We start from the raw sequence: 18,153 nt of genomic DNA, 5'->3' as shown, positions 1-18,153 counted from the left end.
GTTACTCCTTTAAGCACGCGGGCGCACGCCGTGCTGGCTGACAAGCGCCTGCAACAGGCAGCTGATGCACTGCTCGACCGTGCCATCGTCCAGCGTAGAGTCGTGCCCCTGCAGCCAGAAACGGAAGGCCATGCTTTTTTCCCGGGTTTGCGCGGATTTATCGCGCCACACATCGAACAGCTTGATATCTTTGACTATTTCAAGAGTAGCATTGGATGCTATCGTTTGGGTAAGCGTGTTCAACAAATCCTGATACGATGCGTCGTCGTGTGCCCATACGGCCAGGTCGCGGATGACGACCGGCTGGCGGGACAGCTCCATGGGCGCCGGCATGGCGTTGACCGAAATGGCGGCAACATCGACCTCAAACACCACCGGCGCATGGACCAAATCGCTTTGCTGCGCCCAGCGCGGATGAAGCTCGCCCATCCAGCCAACGGCTACACCGTCCAATTCCAGTCTTGCCGAACGGCCCGGATGCAACGCAGGATGGCCGGCGGGCACGCATACCAGTCCGGACGCCTGGGCGCCCAATAGCGTTTCCAGGTCTTTCTTCACATCGTAGAAATCAACTTGTCGCGTGGGTAGACCCCACTGCTCCTCGACGGCCGGGCCCCATGCCGCGGCAGACAGGTATTGCGGCTGACGCACACCGGCGACAGTAAGGTCGCCATCAGGTACGGCCGGGTCGCGCAGGAATACGCGTCCCAGTTCGAAGACCCGGACGCGGCTTTGCTTACGATTGGCGTTGTGCTCGATATTGGCAAGCAAGCCGCCGATCAAGCTGGAGCGCATAACGGCCAATTGGCTGGCTATCGGATTCAGCAGTCGGATAGGATTGTCGTTGCCGGCGTAATCGCGCTCCCAGGCGTCTTCCACGAAGGCAAAATTGATCACTTCCTGATAATCGAGACCGGCCATACGTGCGCGCAAGGCGTGCGGGCCACGTAAAGCTTCGGGGCTTGCGAGCATCTTTGCCTGTGCAATGGGGGGCACATCGGGCATGCGTTCAAAGCCGTAAATACGTGCCACTTCTTCGATAAGGTCTTCTTCGATGAACAGGTCGAACCGGTACGATGGCGGATTTACCGTAAATACACCCTCTTCCACCTGGAACGGTAGGCCCAGGCGCGTGAAAATTTGTTCGACTTCCTGCTGCGCCACGGGCACGCCCAGAACACGATGACAGCGTTGCAAACGCATTTTGACCGGTTCGCGTGCAGGCAACTTAATGACCTGGTCATCAAGCGGCCCGACTTCGCCGCCGCAGATGTCCACAAGCAAGCGGGTCATGAACTCAAGGTGCTCGGTTACCGATTCGAAGTCCACGCCGCGTTCGAAGCGATGGCTGGCTTCGGAGCTGAATTTATAGCGCCGCGCCCGGCCCATGATGGCTTCGGGCCACCAGAACGCCCCTTCAAGGTAGATGTCGGTGGTGTCGAGCGTTACGGCAGTCGCTTCGCCGCCCATGATGCCCGCCAGGCTCTCAACGACACTGCCCGCGGCAATGATGCCGACGCTTTCGTCGAGCTCTACCGTCTGGCCGTTCAGCAACTCAAGGGTTTCGCCCTTCTTGCCCCAGCGTACCGACAGACCGCCCTGTATGCGTTTCAAATCAAATACGTGCGTTGGGCGTCCAAGCTCAAGCATCACGTAGTTGGAAATATCGACCAGCGCCGAAACCGAGCGCTGACCGGCGCGTTCGAGGCGGGTTTTCATCCATGACGGCGTCTGCGCCCGGGCGTTCACACCCCGGATCACACGTCCGGCAAAGCGTCCGCACAGGTCGGGTGCCTCGACGGTGACGGCCAGACGGTCCGCCAGGGTGACGGCAACCGGCTCGAAGGAAGGCAAGGTCAGCGTTGCGCCGGTAAGGGCGGACACTTCGCGCGCAACGCCCAGGATCGACAGACAGTCGGCGCGATTGGGCGTGAGCTTAAGGGTAAAAAGTGTATCGTCAAGGTCGAGCGCCTGGCGCAGCGACTGGCCGACGGGCGCATCGGCATCCAGTTCCAGCAAGCCGGCGTGATCCTGCGACAGCCCCAATTCGCGGGCCGAGCACAACATGCCGGCCGATTCCACGCCGCGCATCTTGGCGGTGCCGATTTCCATGCCGCCGGGCAGCTGTGCCCCGACACGCGCCAAAGGCACCTTGATGCCGGTTGCTGCGTTAGGTGCCCCGCACACGATCTGCAGGAGCGCACCGCTACCGTCGTCCACCTGGCAAACCCTGAGTTTGTCAGCATTGGGATGGGGCGCCACGTCGACAATATGCGCGACGACTATGCCGCTGAACGGCGGCGCCGCGGACGTCGTTTCCTCGACCTCAAGGCCGGCCATGGTCAATTGATGCGACAAGGCATCCGTATCGAGGTCGGGATTGACAAAAGCACGCAGCCAGGACTCGGGGAATTGCATAAGATACTCGTTGGATTCGTTTAACTACTGCAAGGGCTTGATCGCAGGAATTGTAAGGCAGTACACACCGACAATTCAGCGTAATAAACGGCTTGTTCGGCTAGCGGTTGAACTGGCGTAAAAAGCGCAGGTCGCCTTCAAAAAACTGGCGCAGGTCATTGACGCCATACCGCAGCATCGTGAGGCGCTCGAGTCCCGATCCGAAAGCAAAGCCAATGTAGCGTTCGGGATCCAGCCCGTAGTTGCGGATCACCTCGGGATGCACCTGCCCCGAACCGGAGATTTCGAGCCACTTGCCTTGATTCGGACCGGAGCTGAACATCATGTCTATCTCGGCCGAAGGTTCGGTGAACGGGAAGAACGACGGGCGAAACCGCAGCGTGAGCTCGTCGGTTTCAAAGAACGCGCGAAGAAAGTCGGTATAAACGCCCTTCAGGTCGGCAAATGAAATGTCCTCGGCGATCCACAAGCCTTCCACTTGATGGAACATCGGGGAATGAGTGGCATCGCTATCGACCCGATAGGTTCGCCCGGGAGCAATCACCTTGATAGGCGGCTTGTTCATGCGGGCATAGCGCACCTGCATGGGGCTGGTATGGGTACGCAACAGCAGCGGCAAGCCTTGCTCATCGTGCATATCGACGTAGAACGTATCCTGCATGGACCGTGCCGGATGATTCTCGGGATTATTCAATGCCGTGAAGTTCATCCAGTCGTTTTCGATTTCGGGACCATCGGCCACGTCGAAACCGATAGAACGGAAGATCGCTTCCACGCGTTGCCACGTCTGGATAACGGGATGTATGCCGCCAAACGCCCTACCCCGGCCCGGCATGCTTACGTCTATCGTCTCCAGGGCCAGTCGCTTATCGAGCTCGGCCTGTGCCATTTGCGCGCGGCGGGCATTGAGCAGGCCTTCGATATGCTGCTTCAGTTGATTGATGCGCGCGCCTTCCGCCTTTTTCTGCTCGGGATCCAGCTTGGCCAGTCCTTTCAGCATCGTGGTCAAGGCGCCCTGCTTTCCCAGGAATTTGGCTTTGGCGTTCTCCAGCGCTGCTGCATCGGCAGCCTGGGCAAACTGTTCTTCAGCCTGAACGATCAGGTCATCAACCGGAGGAGTCATAGTGTCGCTTTTCCAAATACAAACGGAGCCCAATTGAGCCCCGTTTGCAGCAATACAGAATCGAAATCGATCAGGCAGCCAAGGCAGCTTGTGCTTGAGCAACCACAGCCGCAAAGCCGGCTTTATCGTGCACAGCCATGTCGGCCAGTACCTTGCGATCCAGTTCGATCGAGGCTTTCTTCGTGCCAGCGATAAACACGCTGTACGAAACACCGAGTTCGCGGCAGGCGGCATTGATACGCGTGATCCAGAGTGCGCGGAATGTCCGTTTTTTGTTGCGACGATCGCGATAGGCATATTGCCCAGCTTTCATTACCGCCTGTTTGGCGATACGGAATACATTACCGCGGCGACCGCGATAACCTTTAGCTGCTTTAATAACTTTTTTGTGACGAGCACGGGCAGTTACGCCGCGTTTTACGCGTGGCATGGTATGAGATCTCCGTTAATCAAGCGAAAGGCAACATTGCCTTGACCGAGGCGACATCAGACTTGTGCACCGCGGTTGAGCCGCGCAGTTGGCGCTTGCTCTTGGTTGTTTTCTTGGTGAGGATGTGGCGCTTGAACGCCTGGCCCCGCTTGATCGACCCGCTACCACGAACCTTAAAGCGCTTGGCAGCGCCTTTCTTGGTTTTCATCTTAGGCATGATGTAACTCTGTTGTTTATGAAAGTAGGTGATTGCCAGACTACATGGCAATGCTTGCATGACCCAACATTCACTTATTAGGGTGTTGCTGTGTTCTCCGAAATATCCGGAAAAGCCCTTGATTATACGATGCTTATTAAGCCGCTGTCCATTCCGGGCGGCTAACTGCCCCATGGCTGCCGGTATTGTATGGCTTCTGCAACATGCCGGCTGCCGATGGAGTCTTCTTCAGCTAGGTCGGCCAGGGTTCGGGCAACACGCAGGATGCGATGCATGACGCGCGCCGACCAGGCCCATCGGGCCATGCCTTGCTGCAACAACAACTTTGCGGCGGCATCCAGCACGCAATACTGATCCAGCTCGCCTACATGCAGGGCGGCATTAAGCCGTTGCTGGCGGTCCGCCTGCCGTTGCCGGCATCGCGCAACCCTGATACGTATGGATTCCGAGGTTTCACCGCGCGGAGCATCCATCCAGTCGGAATCGGCAGCAGGCAATGCTATCTGGAGATCCACGCGATCGAGCAGCGGCCCCGACAACTTGCTGCGATATTTTTGGATTTGCTCAGTACTGCAGGTGCATTGCAGTTTCTTGTGGCCCAGCCAGCCACAAGGACATGGATTCATCGCCGCAACCAGCTGGAATGCCGCCGGAAACGTCACGGTTCCCGCCGCCCGCGCGATGCATACAGAGCCGGTCTCCATAGGCTCACGCAATGATTCCAGCACTCGGCGGCCAAACTCGGGCAGCTCATCAAGAAACAAGACACCGCGATGCGCGAGGCTGATTTCTCCGGGACGGGCACGTGCACCGCCTCCCACCAGGGCAGGCGCCGACGCTGAATGATGCGGAGCCCGGAATGGAGGTAAATCGCTGAACCCGGAGTCCTGCCCGCAGATACTGGCTATTGCCGCGACCTCCAATGCAGGATGGCGATCCAGGGGCGGAAGCAAACCGGGAAGTCGATGCGCCAACATGCTTTTACCCGTTCCCGGCGGCCCAGCCATTAACAGGCTATGGCCACCCGCTGCGGCGATCTCGAGGGCGCGGCGCGCCAGCGGCTGTCCACGCACTTCGGACAGGCAACGTACGGCCGAGCGGGCGGGCTCGGCCTGCGCAGGCTGCGCCGCAAGCAAAGGTGCGCGCCCCGCGAAATGATCGACCACCTGGCACAAGGTTGCGGCGCTTAGCACGACAAGCCCTGGAACCCTTGCCGCAACGCGGGCACAATCGGGCGGCATCACCAGTTTCACATCGGGACCACTACGCGCAACAGCCAGCGCAATGGCAAGCGGCGCGCCTACCGAGACAACAGCTCCGGTCAGGGAAAGTTCGCCGGCAAACACATAATGCCGCAGGTCAGGCAGAGCGGCACCCGCTTCAGGTTGGACTTGTCCGGATGCAAGCAGTACCCCGAGCGCAATTGGAAGGTCGAAACGTCCAGATTCCTTGGGTAGGTCGGCGGGAGCCAGGTTGGCGGTGATCCGTCCTGCAGGAAATTCGAAACCACTGCTGATGATCGCCGACCTGACACGCTCGCGGCTCTCGCGAACGCCCGTGTCCGGTAGGCCTACGACATGAAAGGCGGGTAGTCCCGGCCCGACATGCACTTCGACCCGCACCGGGAAGCCGTCCAGGCCGCATAGCGCGCGGCTGGCCATGATTGCCAATGACATCCTCCCTCCCCGTCCAATGAAATCCCTGGAAAGGGAAGTATGCCGTCTTTGGCGAGTCCGAGCCGACCCGGAGTGCTTGATTGTCTATGGGAGAACTACTGAAGGGCGGCCGCGAACGGCGGCACGCACACTGGATTAAATGGCGTCCTTCACCGGTCCTGAATGCAAAGGAGTATCTGGACGGCCTTCCAGCGCCTGCACTCTCGATTCAAGCGCCGTAATCCGCGCCATGGATCGTTCAAGCAACTGGGCCTGAATATCGAATTCCTCCCGGGTGACCAAGTCAAGCCGGGTAAAGGTCTGGGCCATCATTGCTTTCACGTTGCGCTCGATGTCGGCGGCCGGGCTTTTAGCAATAAGGTCCGACATATTCTTTTGAAAATCTTCAATCCAGTCAGTTTTGTTGATCATGGCAGCCTCCGTTAGATTTAAGTGTCCAGTGTAATAAAAAAACGGACCGCGACTGAGCGACGGCCCGTTTTATTTACACCGCAGCCTGCGATGCTACTGATTCATGCCCTGCCGGAATCAGGGCTTCGTGGTTGACCCGGTAGCGGTACTCGAACTGGCGGAGTGGCTCACGGAGTCCTGGATAGCCTTGTCAGCTTCGGCCGCTCCACCTCTGATGGCATGTCCCATCTCGCCCATTTTCTGGGCGGTGGCGTCTTTGAGGTCTCCGGCTTTGGCACTAACGTTCGCCGCCACTTGCTTGGCGTCTTCCTTCAACTCGGTCCCGAAACTGGTCGGGGACTGGGTCGCGGGCGCAGCACCACTGGATGGCGACGTCGATGGTGCCGTATCCGGAGCCGGGGTCGTGTCTGGAGCCGGGCTTGGAGTGGGCTCCGGTGCGGGCGTTGGTGCTGGCGTAGGAGTTGGCATCGGCTGTGGGGCCGGGGCAGGAGTTTCTGAACCAGCAGTGCCTTCAACGGCAGCATCATCGCCATCCGAGCATGCGGCAAGCAGACTCATGGAAGCGACCATTGCGATAACGGCAAGATTGATACGAGTCTTTTTCATAATATTCCTCACTAATCCTAAGTCGCGGTGCTATTTGCTGACCCGGTGCGACTAGCAGGTTCAGCAGCGAGCTTGTTACAACTTGCTTAGGATCGATTCTAGCGACAGACCGGACAAAAGCCCCGTGGCTAGTGTAAATACTGATTTCAATAATAATAATCTCCGGGTTCATATTTTTTCGAAACGCCCATAGACATCAGCCGCTTCGACTCCCCTGAGGGCTCTACGTGTTTCTACATAGAGATACAAAACCCTTGGAGCACCAAGGTATCGTTACAGTTTTGTGCGCTTCCGGCCATGTGCGGCGCGCTGTTTTGGTGCAACGGCTGCGGTCAAAAGCACCAGAACGGGGCTAGTCTGCGCACTTTTCGCGACCTATCCGCCCACTTCCGGCGCATGTCGACAGCACCATGCGGCATGACAAGGATTTGAAGACCGGCTTTCAATCTCTATGGTTGGCATGGGTTTTGCGTATGTCCTGACGTCAACCTCACGAGGACATTGCAATGAAGCTCATCACCGCCATCATCAAACCCTTTAAGCTGGATGAAGTCCGGGAAGCCCTTTCCGAAATAGGCATACAGGGGATGACCGTCACTGAAGTCAAAGGTTTCGGCCGTCAGAAAGGCCATACGGAACTTTATCGGGGCGCCGAATATACCGTGGATTTCCTGCCCAAGCTGCGCCTGGAAATGGCGGTCTCCGACCATATGGTTGAACAGGCCATCGAGAATCTGTGCGCCGCGGCCCATACGGGCAAGATCGGAGACGGCAAGATCTTTGTCACGCCTGTCGAACAAGCGATACGAATCCGCACCGGTGAGTATGGCGAAAGCGCCCTATAAGCCGCAGGCTCAGCCTTACATCATTCGAAAAATCATTGTCGCGCCAGGCCTGGCGTTAGACACTCAGGAGTAAAAAATGGATAAAGCCGATTTGGCATGGGTAAGCGTTTCCACCATGCTGGTACTACTAATGGTTGTGCCTGGCTTGGCGCTCTTCTATGGCGGCCTGGTTCGGGCCAAAAATGTGTTGTCTGTATTGATCCAGGTCGTGTCGACCTTTTCACTGGCCATCGTTGTCTGGTTCATCTACGGTTATTCACTGGCCTTTACCGAAGGCAATGCCATCGTCGGCGGGTTCTCCAGACTGATGTTCAGCGGGATGTTCGACCTGAGCAGCATGAAGTTCGAGCTGTCCGGCACGATCCCGGAATTGAGCTTTGCCGCTTTCCAGGCGACTTTTGCCGGCATTACCTGCGCACTGATTGTCGGTGGTTTTGCAGAACGCGCCAGGTACTCGGCCGTAATGGTCTTTACCGCAATCTGGTTGACTTTTTCCTACATTCCGATTGCCCACATGGTGTGGTCGCCAGGCGGCTGGCTGTTTGAGCGCGGCGCCCTGGATTTCGCCGGCGGCACCGTCGTTCACATCAACGCCGGGGTAGCCGGCTTGGTTGGCGCTTATTTCGTCGGAAAGCGGGTGGGCTACGGACGTGAATCGATGCAGCCTCACAACCTGCCCATGGCCATGATCGGCGCGGCGCTTCTGTGGGTAGGCTGGTTCGGCTTCAATGCGGGCTCGGCGCTCAGTGCCAACGAAACCGCCGCCCTGGCATTTTTCAACACCATGGTGGCTACGGCAGGCGCCATTCTCGCCTGGTTGCTGGTCGAGTGGAAATACAAAGGAAAACCCTCGTTGCTGGGTGCCATATCGGGCGCGGTGGCGGGCCTGGTCGGTATCACGCCGGCAGCCGGTCTGGTCGGTCCCGGAGGCGCATTGATTATCGGTGTGGTGACCGGTGCAGCCTGCGTCTGGGGCGTTAACGGTTTGAAGCGCATGCTGCGCGCCGATGACAGCCTTGATGTATTCGGCATCCATGGTGTGGGCGGAATCGTAGGCGCCCTGCTTACGGGCATCTTCAATGCCCAGGCATTGGGCGGTCCTGGCCTGGCAACGCTGGGCGACATTCCCCATCAGTTGTGGGTACAGTTCGAAGGCGTACTTATCACTATCGTGTGGTCGGGCGTGGTTGCCTATATTGCCTACTTCGTGGCCAATAAGGTTTGCGGACTACGCGTGAGCACGGAAGTCGAACGCGAAGGCCTGGACATCAACTCCCACGGTGAAACTGCTTACCACTACTAATTAGTTGGACAAGGTCGCTAAATCGATGCGTTCCGCACGGTTTAGCGCCGATGCCACCTTGACCCTCAGTGCATTCGAATGCGCCTGCCGCACTTCCTTTTTTACATCGAGCATTTGCTGGGGATGCATGGAAAATTCGGTCAGGCCCAGCCCCAGCAACATTCGGGTGACACGCGAATCCCCCGCCATTTCTCCGCACACCGCCACCGGTTTACCAGCGCGTTCCGCTGAATTGATAGTATGCGCAATCAAGCGCAGGACGGCCGGATGCATGGGATCGTAGAGATCGGCAACGTCACTGTCACCCCGGTCTATGGCAAGCGTGTACTGGATCAGATCATTGGTGCCGATGGACAAGAAATCCAATGCTTCGGCGAAAGGCTCGACAGCAATCGCCATTGCGGGAATCTCGACCATCGCACCCAGCGATATGTTTCGCGCGAATGGCACGCCATCGGCTTCGAGACTTTGGCATGCCGCCTCGATAGCCTGCTTGGTGGCCTTCACTTCATGCATGTGGGAGATCATCGGAATCAGGATTCGGACATGGCCATGCATGGATGCGCGCAATAATGCCCGCAACTGCGTGGCAAAAAGCTCCGGATTGGCCAGGCAGTAGCGGATAGCCCGCAGGCCCAGGGCCGGATTCGTGGCAACGGTGACATCGCCATCCAGCGTCTTGTCAGCGCCCAGATCCAGTGTGCGTATGGTCACCGGCCGGCCGGCCATGGTCTTGACGACCGAGGCGTACGCTTGATATTGCTCGTCTTCACTGGGCAAGTCGCGACGGCCCATGAATAAAAACTCACTGCGGAACAGGCCGATGCCATCGGCGCCGGCCTGCATGGCGGCGATGGCCTCTTCCGGCAATTCGATATTGGCATCGAGCCTGATCCGGATTCCATCCAGTGTCAGGGCGGGAGCATCGCGCAGCAAGGCCAGCTCGGCGCGATCGCCAGCGTAAACGGCCTGCCGCCGTCGATACTCCTGAAGCACTTGTTCAGAAGGATTGACCAGCACCGCGCCCGTGAAGCCATCGGCGATCAACATATCGCCATCGCGCACCAGCATGCGGATATGGCCCAGACCCACCACTGCCGGCACGTTCATGCTGCGCGCGACAATGGCGGTATGTGATGTGGGGCCACCAAGGTCAGTCAGGAACGCAGCAAACCGCGCGCCGCGCAGCCGCAGCATATCGGCAGGCGAAATGTCGCGGGCCACAACAATAAGCGATTCACCCGCGTCGCCGGCTTCGAGGCTGGGCAACAAGGCGGTGGATCCGGACAATACCCTTAATACGCGTTCGATCACCTGGCGTATGTCGGCGCCCCGCTCGCGCAGATACTCGTCTTCCATGACGGAAAACTGCTCTGCGAGCAGTTGACCCTGCGTCGTCAGCGCCCATTCGGCGTTGTAGTGACGATGCATGATGAGATCGCAGGTCTCTTGCAGGAGCATGGCGTCATCGAGCAGCAGGCTATGTACGGTAAGCAGAGGGCCCAGTTCGCGCGGCGCATCTTCAGGCAAGGACACTGCCATGGCCTGGAGCTCGCCACTGGCCGTTGCCAAGGCTTTTTTCAAGCGCTCGCATTCGGCTTCGACATCTTGCTCGGCAATACGGTAGTGCACCACCTCGAGCGCCGCCGCGCTCATGATTGCCGCCCTGCCTATGGCATAGCCTTTAACCACGCCTTGTCCCTGCATGCACAACATGGATTCAAATCCACAATTGTCGTGAGATGAGCGTGAGGTCATTAAGCGGTATCCCGGCTGTTGCGGCGTGTCTATTCGTGCTCGCCGAACTTGTTGTTGAACAAAGACTGGATATCGAGCAGAGCTTGCTCGGCGTCGGTTCCCGTGGCATCCACCTTGACCGTAACGCCCAGGCCGGCGGCAAGCATCATGACGCCCATTATGCTTTTGGCGTTGACGCGTTGAGCGCCACGGGCGATGAAAATCTCACTGCTGAACTTGCCGGCCAGCTGGGTAAGCTTCGCGGCCGCGCGGGCATGCAGACCCAGCTTATTACTAATCACGATATCGATGGATGGCATAAGATTCTTTTTGGTTAACGGCATGCACGGCAGGCAGGGAAATCAGCTTGTCTGATCAGCGTTGACGATGCCTCTTAGGGCGCCAAGCCGAACGCTTTCGCTTAATTTATCCGGATTATCCTGCTGGTCGGTCAGCGCCTTCAGGACCATGCAAAGATTCGTGCCGGTGATCAGGTGCGCTGTGAGCCCCTGCTTGCTTGCCAGTTTAAGGGCTTGCTTGGCAATGTTGAATGGGGTTGCGCCAAATATATCGCATAAAACCAGCGTTGCTTCGTCGACATCCTGCAAAAGATGCCGCGTAAGTTCAGGGATCAGTTCGGATGGCTCAGCGTCGGGCGCGACATCGAAGACTGTCAGCTCGGGCTTCTGCCCCAGAACATGTTCGGCGCACGCTGCGAATCCTGAGCCTAGGGGTTCGTGCATGACCAATACGATGCGTGTCATTCAAGTACCTACGGCCTGTTCGAGTGCGGTCGCGAAATAATCTGCGACATCAAAATCGGTTTGCTCTGTAATTTCCACGAAGCACGTAGGGCTGGTGACGTTGATTTCGGTGACGTAATCGCCGATGACATCGAGGCCGACGAGCAGCAAGCCGCGCGCAGCCAGCTTTGGACCTATGGCATTTGCCACTTCAAGGTCGCGCGCCGACAAACTCTGCGCCACGCCCCGCCCTCCGGCTGCCAGGTTGCCGCGAGTCTCGCCTGCGAGCGGGATGCGCGCCAGTGCATACGGCACCGGCTTCCCGCCAATAAGCAGGATGCGCTTGTCGCCCATGAGTATTTCAGGAATATAGCGTTGCGCCATGATGGTGCGCGTGCCGTTGTCAGTCAGTGTCTCGAGGATGGCACCCACATTATGCTCGGCCTCGCGCAGGCGGAAGATACCGGTTCCGCCCATACCGTCCAGCGGCTTGACGATGACGTCCTGATACCTGCGATGAAACGCACGCAGCCTGGCCATGTCGCGCGTAACGATAGTCGGCGAGGTAAACGAGGCAAATTCGGTAATGGCCAGCTTTTCGGGATGATTGCGGATTGCCGCCGGCGAATTGAATACGCGGGCACCTTGGGCTTCGGCGTACTCGAGCAAATGCGTCGCGTACACGTATTCCATGTCGAAAGGCGGGTCCTTGCGCATCAGGACCGCATCGAATTCGGCCAATGTATTCTCGGTTGCCGGTCCGCGGTCGCGCCACCACGCATTACCGTGCAGGTCGGCGCCATCGACCAGGACAATACCCGTCGTTACCGCCTTGACCGTTCCTTCATCAATATACAGATCGCCTTGATGGGCGACGCTCAGGGTGTGGCCCCTGGCAGTCAAGGCACGCATCATTGCTACTGAAGAATCTTTGTAGGCCCTTAACGAGAGTAAGGGGTCAATAACAAATAGGACGTGCATAAGGCACCTGCAAGCACCTGCCCGCGGCACAGGCCGACGGACAGGATTGAAAGGTTCAGATCAGGAAGTAGCGTCGCCGGGCTTGCCCGGAGTTGCCTTTTTACGGGGTGCCAGCACCATTACCATTTGCCGCCCTTCAAGCTTGGGCATGGCCTCGACCAAGCATAGTTCGACGAGATCGTCGCGTACGCGCTCGAGCACGCGCATGCCGAGTTCCTGGTGCGCCATTTCACGGCCACGGAAACGCAAGGTGACCTTGGCCTTGTCGCCTTCTTCTATGAAGCGGCGCAAATTACGCAGTTTGACCTGGTAATCGCCTTCGTCGGTTCCGGGACGGAACTTGACTTCTTTTACCTGGATGATCTTTTGCTTTGAGCGTGCTTCTTGCTGGCGCTTTTGTTCTTGATACTTGAACTTGCCATAATCCATCAGTCGGCAGACCGGTGGCTCCGCATTGGGTGCAATCTCGACCAGGTCTACTTCGTGTTGTTCTGACAGAACGAGGGCGTCGGCGGTTTTGACAACCCCCAACTGCTCACCCTCTACGCCGATAAGACGCACCTCGGGGACGCGGATTTCACCATTGATGCGATGTGGTTTTTCGGTTGCGATGTCTGAGACTCCTAGAATTAATAAAAAATCAGGCCTGTGCTGGCTTGCCCGGTATTACGCCCGGGCGTTGATTTCGTTTTGCAGCAGTACGGAAAAATCATCGAGGGACATTACCCCCAGATCGATTCCCCCCCTGCCGCGTACCGCCACACTGCCGGCTTCGCGTTCTTTTTCGCCAACCACCAGAATGTACGGTATTTTCTGCATACTGTGTTCTCGGATTTTACGGGTGATTTTTTCAGCACGCAAATCGGAGCTGGCCCTAAAGCCTTGTTTTTTCAAGCCTTGAACGATTTCGGCGGCATATTCGGCCGAGGGCTCGGAAATACAGCAGACGACGACATGTTCGGGCGACAACCATGCAGGCATGGCACCAGCATGATTCTCGATGAGCATGCCTATGAAGCGTTCGAACGACCCCAGGATGGCACGGTGGAGCATGACTGGCGTTTTACGTTGGTCGGCTGCATCGACGTACTCGGCACCCAGTCGCTGGGGCATGGAGAAATCAACCTGGATTGTGCCACACTGCCAATGGCGTCCGATAGCGTCTTTCAGCGTATATTCGATCTTGGGACCATAGAAAGCACCCTCGCCAGGCGAGACTTCGTACTCGCACTGGGTGTGATTCAAGCTGTCCATGAGCGCCTGCTCGGCCTTGTCCCACACTTCGTCGGACCCTATGCGTTTTTCGGGACGAGTTGCAACCTTGTACAGTATCTCTGTAAAGCCAAAGTCGGCATATACCTTCTGCAACAAGGCGGTAAAGGCGACGCACTCTTCCTGCAACTGGTCTTCCGTGCAAAAAATATGACCATCGTCCTGGGTGAAGCCCCGTACACGCATCATTCCATGCAGCGAACCGGACGGCTCGTTACGATGGCACTGGCCGAACTCGCCGTAGCGTATGGGCAGTTCGCGGTATGAGTGCAGGCCGGCATTGAATATTTGCACATGGCCCGGACAATTCATGGGCTTGAGTCCATACGTACGGTTCTCGGATTCCGTCGTGAACATGTTCTCGGCGTAGTTGTCCCAGTGACCGGTCTTCTTCCACAGGGACAAGTCGAGAATTTGCGGCGCCTTGACTTCCTGGTAGCCATTGTCGCGATACACGGCTCGCATATATTGTTCCACTTGCTGCCATAGCGTCCAGCCCTTGGGGTGCCAGAAAATCAGGCCTGGTGCTTCATCCTGGAAATGGAAGAAGTCGAGCTCGCGCCCCAGCTTGCGGTGATCGCGTCGTTCCGCCTCTTCCAGCATGGTCAGGTAATTGGATTGTTCGTCCTTGGACGCCCACGCCGTTCCGTAGATACGCTGCAGCATCTCGTTTTTGCTGTCGCCCCGCCAATAGGCGCCCGCAACCTTCATGAGCTTGAACACCTTCAGGTGTCCGGTGGACGGTACGTGAGGCCCTCGGCATAAGTCAATGAAGTCGCCTTCACGATACAGACTGATAGGCTCGTTGGAAGGAATGGAGGCGATGATCTCGGCCTTGTAATGCTCGCCGATACCCTTGAAGTAGGCAACGGCATCGTCGCGTAGCCATTCTTCCCGTGTTACGGGCTCATTCCTGCGGACGATCTCGGTCATTTTCTTTTCAATGGCCTCGAGGTCTTCAGGTGTAAAAGGACGCTTATACGAGAAGTCGTAGTAAAAGCCATTTTCAATGACCGGCCCGATAGTGACTTGCGCATCAGGAAAAAGCGATTTGACGGCGTACGCCAGCAAGTGAGCCGTTGAATGGCGAATCAAGTCCAGGCCATCGGCGTCCTTGGCGGTTACGATACCCAGCCGGGCATTGTGCTCTATGACATAGCTTGTGTCGACAAGACTGGTTTCGCCGCCTTCTACCGACACACGACCGCCCAGGGCGGCGCGCCCCAATCCGGCGCCGATGGAATGAGCAACGTCGCTAACGGATACGGGACCGGGGTACTCGCGCTGCGAGCCATCGGGCAAGGTAATTTGAACCATGGGCTGTCCTGAAATGCAAAAACGCGGCAGTCGCCGCGTTTTGGTTTTTTGATTTACGTCCAAACTGCACAATACGCGGGAACATTAGGCACAACAAGTCGTAGTTCGCGTAAAGATGGAGTTCATGTCTATCAAAATAAGTAATGGAATCGTTGCGTTAGTGTAACACCTCGACGCACGGAGCAGCTCTCATCGGCACGGAAATCGGCCTTGACGCAGGCAATGTAAAAGCAGTGTGTTGTGAAAATACCAAACCATTGCACAAGCTCTTCTTACCTTTCTGGACCATGACCACCAGTATAAGAAAGAGGTGAAAAAAGATCGTTTTGACAAACACCAAATAACTGCGCTAGAATGCTGTTCTTCTTAGGCGGTTAGCTCAGTTGGTTAGAGCGCTACGTTGACATCGTAGAGGTCGCTGGTTCGAACCCAGTACTGCCTACCAGATTTAAATTGCTGCTCAACCCAGCAGTTTTCAAAGACCCGCAAAGCCACATGCTTTTGCGGGTCTTTTTTCGTGTTGAATCAATAGCTGCGTTACACCTTCAGTACCTGACCCAGCACCGATCAGGCTTTCATTTGGGCTTGTTGCCCTGCAACCGCCACACCGCCACCCCGAAAATCAGCAAGCCGCCGGCGGCCAGCCCCGCGCCGACCCAGGCCGTAGAGGTCCAGCCGTAACCCGCAGCGATCGCCAGCCCGCCCAGCCAGGCGCCCAAAGCGTTCGCCATATTGAACGCAGAGTGGTTCAGCGACGCGGCCAATGTTTGCGCATGCGGCGCGGCGTCCATCAGGCGGATTTGCAGTGGCGGACCGATGGCGACACCGCTGCCTATCAGGAAGACCCCTGTCATCGCCGCCCAGGGATGGTCCGCCAACACGGGAAAGATAGCCAGCATTGCTACATTCCAGACCAACAACAGGCCTATGGCCGGCATCAAGGCCTTGTCGGCCAACCAGCCGCCCACTATATTCCCGACAATCATGCCCATGCCCAGGAATGACATGGCGAATGGAACCCATGCAGGCGATACACCGGACACTTGCGTCAAGGTGGGAACGATATAGCTGACCACGCTGAACAAGCCACCGAAACCGATGGCTCCAATACCCAGCGTCAACCAGACCTGCTCTATACGCAACGCGCTCAGCTCGCGCATCGGGCTGTTCAGGCGCGACGCCGGGGCATCCGGCAGCGTGTTTCGCAACAGTATGGCGGTAAGCAGCCCTATTGCGCTGACGGCCGCGAAGGCAGCGCGCCAGCTGCTGACCTGCCCCAGCCAGACGGCAAGGGGATTGCCGACCAGCACAGCCACCGTCAAGCCCAGCAACACGCGGCCTACGGCCTGTCCGCGACGAGCCGGTTCGACCATGGACGCGGCCACCAATGCCGCGACGCCGAAGTAAGCACCGTGGGGCATGCCGCTCAGAAAGCGGAATATCATCACCGAGCCATATGAGGGTGCCAACGCACTGGCAAGGTTGCCGGCGGCAAATAAGGCCATCAAGATGATCAGCAACAGGCGTCGCGGCAACTGGGAGGCCACGACGGCAATAAGTGGTGCGCCAATCACAACACCCAGGGCATAAGCACTGATCAGGTGGCCGACTTCAGGCGCGGTCAGATCCAGGTCGACCGCGATGTCGGGCAGCAGGCCCATTATCGCGAATTCGCCGGTGCCTATGCCGAAGCCGCCCACGGCAAGGCTGAGCTCGGCCGCAATGCGGCGTCCCTTGGAAAGCGGCCGCTTATGAACCGGGTCTGGGCGTGACATGCAAGCAGAAGATTAGGAGTGTGTTGCGTCGAACCATGCTACGTGACGGCGACCCTATCCTGGTCTGGACGATAAGCGGCGGTATCGAGAATATCAAGCAGGATATCCACGGCGTCCCATACGTCGCTAAAGCGCAGGTACAAGGGCGTGAATCCGAAACGCATGATATGCGGCTCGCGATAGTCGCCGATGACCCCACGCTCGATCAGCGCCTGCATGACAGCATACCCGTGAGGATGCTCAAAACTGACGTGACTACCACGCAGATGATGCGGGCGCGGCGTTACAAGCTTGAGCGGATGCGCCGCGCAACGCGTTTCAACGAGGTCAATGAACAGATCGGTCAGGGCGAGCGACTTCTTGCGTATGGCCTCCATATCGGTCTTGGCGAATATATCGAGCCCGCATTCCACAAGCGCCAATGAAACGACGGGCTGCGTACCGCAAAGCGCCCGCTTTATACCCGAACCGGCCTGGAATGAAGGCTCCATGGCAAACGGCGCCGCGTGACCCCACCATCCGGACAAGGGCTGGGAAAAGCCAGCCAGGTGCCTGGGCGCGACCCAGATGAAGGCCGGCGAGCCGGGCCCGCCATTCAGGTATTTATAGGTGCAGCCGACGGCAAAGTCAGCATTGGCATCGTTCAGTGCGACGGGAAGCGCACCTGCCGAATGTGCAAGATCCCAGATGACCAGGGCGCCCTTCTGATGCGCATGCGCAGTGATACCCCCCAGATCCAGCAGATAAGCGCTGCGATAATTGACGTGCGTCAGCATGACAACGGCCGTATCGTCGTCGATGGCTGCGTGGAGTTCCTCGGGAGCGTCTACGAGCCTCAGCAGGTAACCGCGATCGAGCCATTGAGACAGCCCCTGCGCGATATAAATATCGGTGGGAAAATTGCTCCGCTCGGTGACGATGATCCTGCGCTGGGCCTTTGCCGGATCGAGGCCCTGAATACGTAATGCGGCCGCAAGGGCTTTGAACAGGTTGATGGACGTCGAGTCGGTCACCACGACTTCTCCGGCGTTCGCCCCGATCAATGGAGCAAGCTTGTCGCCTAGCTTTACCGGCAGGTCAAACCATCCCGCCTTGTTCCAGCTGCGTATCAAGTCGGTGGCCCACTCCTGCTCGATCAACTCGCGGGCCCGGGATGCCGACGCCTTGGGACTGACGCCAAGCGAATTGCCATCCAGGTAAATTAGTCCTTCAGGCAGAAAAAACTCGTTCCTTAGGGGCGCCAGCTCGTCGTGCTGATCCAGCGCGATGCAATCATTACGACTCGACATCCGATACACC

17 protein-coding genes and 1 tRNA gene are annotated in these 18,153 nt (G+C 57.8%); 3 read left to right on the top strand and 15 right to left on the bottom strand.

All coding sequences use genetic code 11. From position 1 onward, the window contains the following. Positions 1–9: 9 nt before the first annotated feature. The 7 genes from pheT to CR159_RS13005 all read right to left on the bottom strand — a co-directional run bounded on the left by pheT (position 10) and on the right by CR159_RS13005 (position 6,881). Positions 10–2,418: a phenylalanine--tRNA ligase subunit beta gene (pheT, locus tag CR159_RS13035; protein WP_102074390.1), complete on the bottom strand. Its 2,409-nt coding sequence runs from the start codon at positions 2,416–2,418 to the stop codon at positions 10–12. A 100-nt stretch (positions 2,419–2,518) separates the two neighbouring features. Continuing rightward, positions 2,519–3,541 carry a phenylalanine--tRNA ligase subunit alpha gene (pheS, locus tag CR159_RS13030; RefSeq protein WP_102074389.1) on the bottom strand — a complete coding sequence of 341 codons (1,023 nt, stop codon included), beginning with the start codon at positions 3,539–3,541 and terminating at the stop codon, positions 2,519–2,521. Positions 3,542–3,611: 70 nt separating this feature from the next. Further along, a complete protein-coding gene (gene rplT / locus CR159_RS13025) occupies positions 3,612–3,971 on the bottom strand; it encodes a 50S ribosomal protein L20 (protein ID WP_102071330.1) in 360 nt (119 codons plus the stop codon). Positions 3,972–3,990: 19 nt separating this feature from the next. Next, positions 3,991–4,188 carry a 50S ribosomal protein L35 gene (gene rpmI / locus CR159_RS13020; protein ID WP_073101588.1) on the bottom strand — a complete coding sequence of 66 codons (198 nt, stop codon included), beginning with the start codon at positions 4,186–4,188 and terminating at the stop codon, positions 3,991–3,993. A gap of 161 nt (positions 4,189–4,349) precedes the next feature. Then, positions 4,350–5,864, bottom strand: a complete 1,515-nt coding sequence (locus CR159_RS13015) for a YifB family Mg chelatase-like AAA ATPase (protein ID WP_102074388.1) — start codon at positions 5,862–5,864, stop codon at positions 4,350–4,352. A 135-nt stretch (positions 5,865–5,999) separates the two neighbouring features. Further along, positions 6,000–6,275: an accessory factor UbiK family protein gene (locus CR159_RS13010; protein WP_102074387.1), complete on the bottom strand. Its 276-nt coding sequence runs from the start codon at positions 6,273–6,275 to the stop codon at positions 6,000–6,002. A 117-nt stretch (positions 6,276–6,392) separates the two neighbouring features. After that, on the bottom strand, positions 6,393–6,881 hold the full coding sequence (locus CR159_RS13005) for a hypothetical protein (RefSeq protein WP_102074386.1): 489 nt from the start codon (positions 6,879–6,881) through the stop codon (positions 6,393–6,395). Between the two features lie 506 nt (positions 6,882–7,387). On the opposite strand from CR159_RS13005, the gene CR159_RS13000 reads away from it, so the two are divergent. Further along, positions 7,388–7,726: a P-II family nitrogen regulator gene (locus CR159_RS13000; RefSeq protein WP_102074385.1), complete on the top strand. Its 339-nt coding sequence runs from the start codon at positions 7,388–7,390 to the stop codon at positions 7,724–7,726. Positions 7,727–7,802: 76 nt separating this feature from the next. After that, positions 7,803–9,029: an ammonium transporter gene (locus CR159_RS12995; protein WP_102074384.1), complete on the top strand. Its 1,227-nt coding sequence runs from the start codon at positions 7,803–7,805 to the stop codon at positions 9,027–9,029. Here the strand turns inward: CR159_RS12995 and ptsP are convergent, their stop codons facing one another. From ptsP to thrS, 6 genes are read right to left on the bottom strand one after another with little or no spacing between them, the layout of a single operon-like run. Further along, positions 9,030–10,787 carry a phosphoenolpyruvate--protein phosphotransferase gene (gene ptsP / locus CR159_RS12990; protein ID WP_233208304.1) on the bottom strand — a complete coding sequence of 586 codons (1,758 nt, stop codon included), beginning with the start codon at positions 10,785–10,787 and terminating at the stop codon, positions 9,030–9,032. It lies immediately after the preceding gene. A gap of 29 nt (positions 10,788–10,816) precedes the next feature. Next, positions 10,817–11,086, bottom strand: a complete 270-nt coding sequence (locus CR159_RS12985; RefSeq protein ID WP_102074430.1) for an HPr family phosphocarrier protein — start codon at positions 11,084–11,086, stop codon at positions 10,817–10,819. A gap of 42 nt (positions 11,087–11,128) precedes the next feature. Then, positions 11,129–11,530 (bottom strand): PTS sugar transporter subunit IIA, encoded by a 402-nt coding sequence (locus CR159_RS12980; RefSeq protein ID WP_102074383.1) that lies wholly within the window; start codon positions 11,528–11,530, stop codon positions 11,129–11,131. Next, positions 11,531–12,490 (bottom strand): glutathione synthase, encoded by a 960-nt coding sequence (gshB, locus tag CR159_RS12975; RefSeq protein WP_102074382.1) that lies wholly within the window; start codon positions 12,488–12,490, stop codon positions 11,531–11,533. Between the two features lie 60 nt (positions 12,491–12,550). Continuing rightward, a complete protein-coding gene (infC, locus tag CR159_RS12970) occupies positions 12,551–13,120 on the bottom strand; it encodes a translation initiation factor IF-3 (protein ID WP_233208310.1) in 570 nt (189 codons plus the stop codon). A 36-nt stretch (positions 13,121–13,156) separates the two neighbouring features. After that, entirely contained in the window at positions 13,157–15,079 is a 1,923-nt protein-coding gene (gene thrS / locus CR159_RS12965) for a threonine--tRNA ligase (RefSeq protein WP_102074380.1), read from the bottom strand. 368 nt (positions 15,080–15,447) lie between these two features. On the opposite strand from thrS, the gene CR159_RS12960 reads away from it, so the two are divergent. Further along, positions 15,448–15,524: transfer RNA gene (locus CR159_RS12960), tRNA-Val, on the top strand. A 130-nt stretch (positions 15,525–15,654) separates the two neighbouring features. On the opposite strand, the gene CR159_RS12955 is transcribed toward CR159_RS12960, so the two are convergent. Next, entirely contained in the window at positions 15,655–16,854 is a 1,200-nt protein-coding gene (locus CR159_RS12955) for an MFS transporter (RefSeq protein WP_102074379.1), read from the bottom strand. 38 nt (positions 16,855–16,892) lie between these two features. Beyond that, complete coding sequence (kynU, locus tag CR159_RS12950) at positions 16,893–18,143, bottom strand: kynureninase (RefSeq protein WP_102074378.1); 1,251 nt, start codon at positions 18,141–18,143, stop codon at positions 16,893–16,895. Between the last annotated feature and the right edge of the window lie 10 nt (positions 18,144–18,153).

This window comes from Pollutimonas subterranea (genome assembly GCF_002849655.1).
GTDB lineage: Bacteria > Pseudomonadota > Gammaproteobacteria > Burkholderiales > Burkholderiaceae_B > Pollutimonas > Pollutimonas subterranea.
Note: the sequence above shows the minus strand (reverse complement) of the source record. Positions and strands in the feature narration are given on the sequence as shown.

Bases quoted from the DNA above. Each gene is read 5' to 3' on its own strand.
- gshB (WP_102074382.1), bottom strand. From the start codon at position 12,490: ATGCACGTCCTATTTGTTATTGACCCCTTACTCTCGTTAAGGGCCTAC.
- CR159_RS12985 (WP_102074430.1), bottom strand. From the start codon at position 11,086: ATGCCATCCATCGATATCGTGATTAGTAATAAGCTGGGTCTGCATGCC.
- CR159_RS13005 (WP_102074386.1), bottom strand. From the start codon at position 6,881: ATGAAAAAGACTCGTATCAATCTTGCCGTTATCGCAATGGTCGCTTCC.
- kynU (WP_102074378.1), bottom strand. From the start codon at position 18,143: ATGTCGAGTCGTAATGATTGCATCGCGCTGGATCAGCACGACGAGCTG.
- ptsP (WP_233208304.1), bottom strand. From the start codon at position 10,787: ATGACCTCACGCTCATCTCACGACAATTGTGGATTTGAATCCATGTTG.
- CR159_RS12955 (WP_102074379.1), bottom strand. From the start codon at position 16,854: ATGTCACGCCCAGACCCGGTTCATAAGCGGCCGCTTTCCAAGGGACGC.
- pheT (WP_102074390.1), bottom strand. From the start codon at position 2,418: ATGCAATTCCCCGAGTCCTGGCTGCGTGCTTTTGTCAATCCCGACCTC.
- CR159_RS13010 (WP_102074387.1), bottom strand. From the start codon at position 6,275: ATGATCAACAAAACTGACTGGATTGAAGATTTTCAAAAGAATATGTCG.
- rpmI (WP_073101588.1), bottom strand. From the start codon at position 4,188: ATGCCTAAGATGAAAACCAAGAAAGGCGCTGCCAAGCGCTTTAAGGTT.
- CR159_RS13015 (WP_102074388.1), bottom strand. From the start codon at position 5,864: ATGTCATTGGCAATCATGGCCAGCCGCGCGCTATGCGGCCTGGACGGC.
- pheS (WP_102074389.1), bottom strand. From the start codon at position 3,541: ATGACTCCTCCGGTTGATGACCTGATCGTTCAGGCTGAAGAACAGTTT.
- thrS (WP_102074380.1), bottom strand. From the start codon at position 15,079: ATGGTTCAAATTACCTTGCCCGATGGCTCGCAGCGCGAGTACCCCGGT.
- CR159_RS13000 (WP_102074385.1), top strand. From the start codon at position 7,388: ATGAAGCTCATCACCGCCATCATCAAACCCTTTAAGCTGGATGAAGTC.
- CR159_RS12995 (WP_102074384.1), top strand. From the start codon at position 7,803: ATGGATAAAGCCGATTTGGCATGGGTAAGCGTTTCCACCATGCTGGTA.
- CR159_RS12980 (WP_102074383.1), bottom strand. From the start codon at position 11,530: ATGACACGCATCGTATTGGTCATGCACGAACCCCTAGGCTCAGGATTC.
- rplT (WP_102071330.1), bottom strand. From the start codon at position 3,971: ATGCCACGCGTAAAACGCGGCGTAACTGCCCGTGCTCGTCACAAAAAA.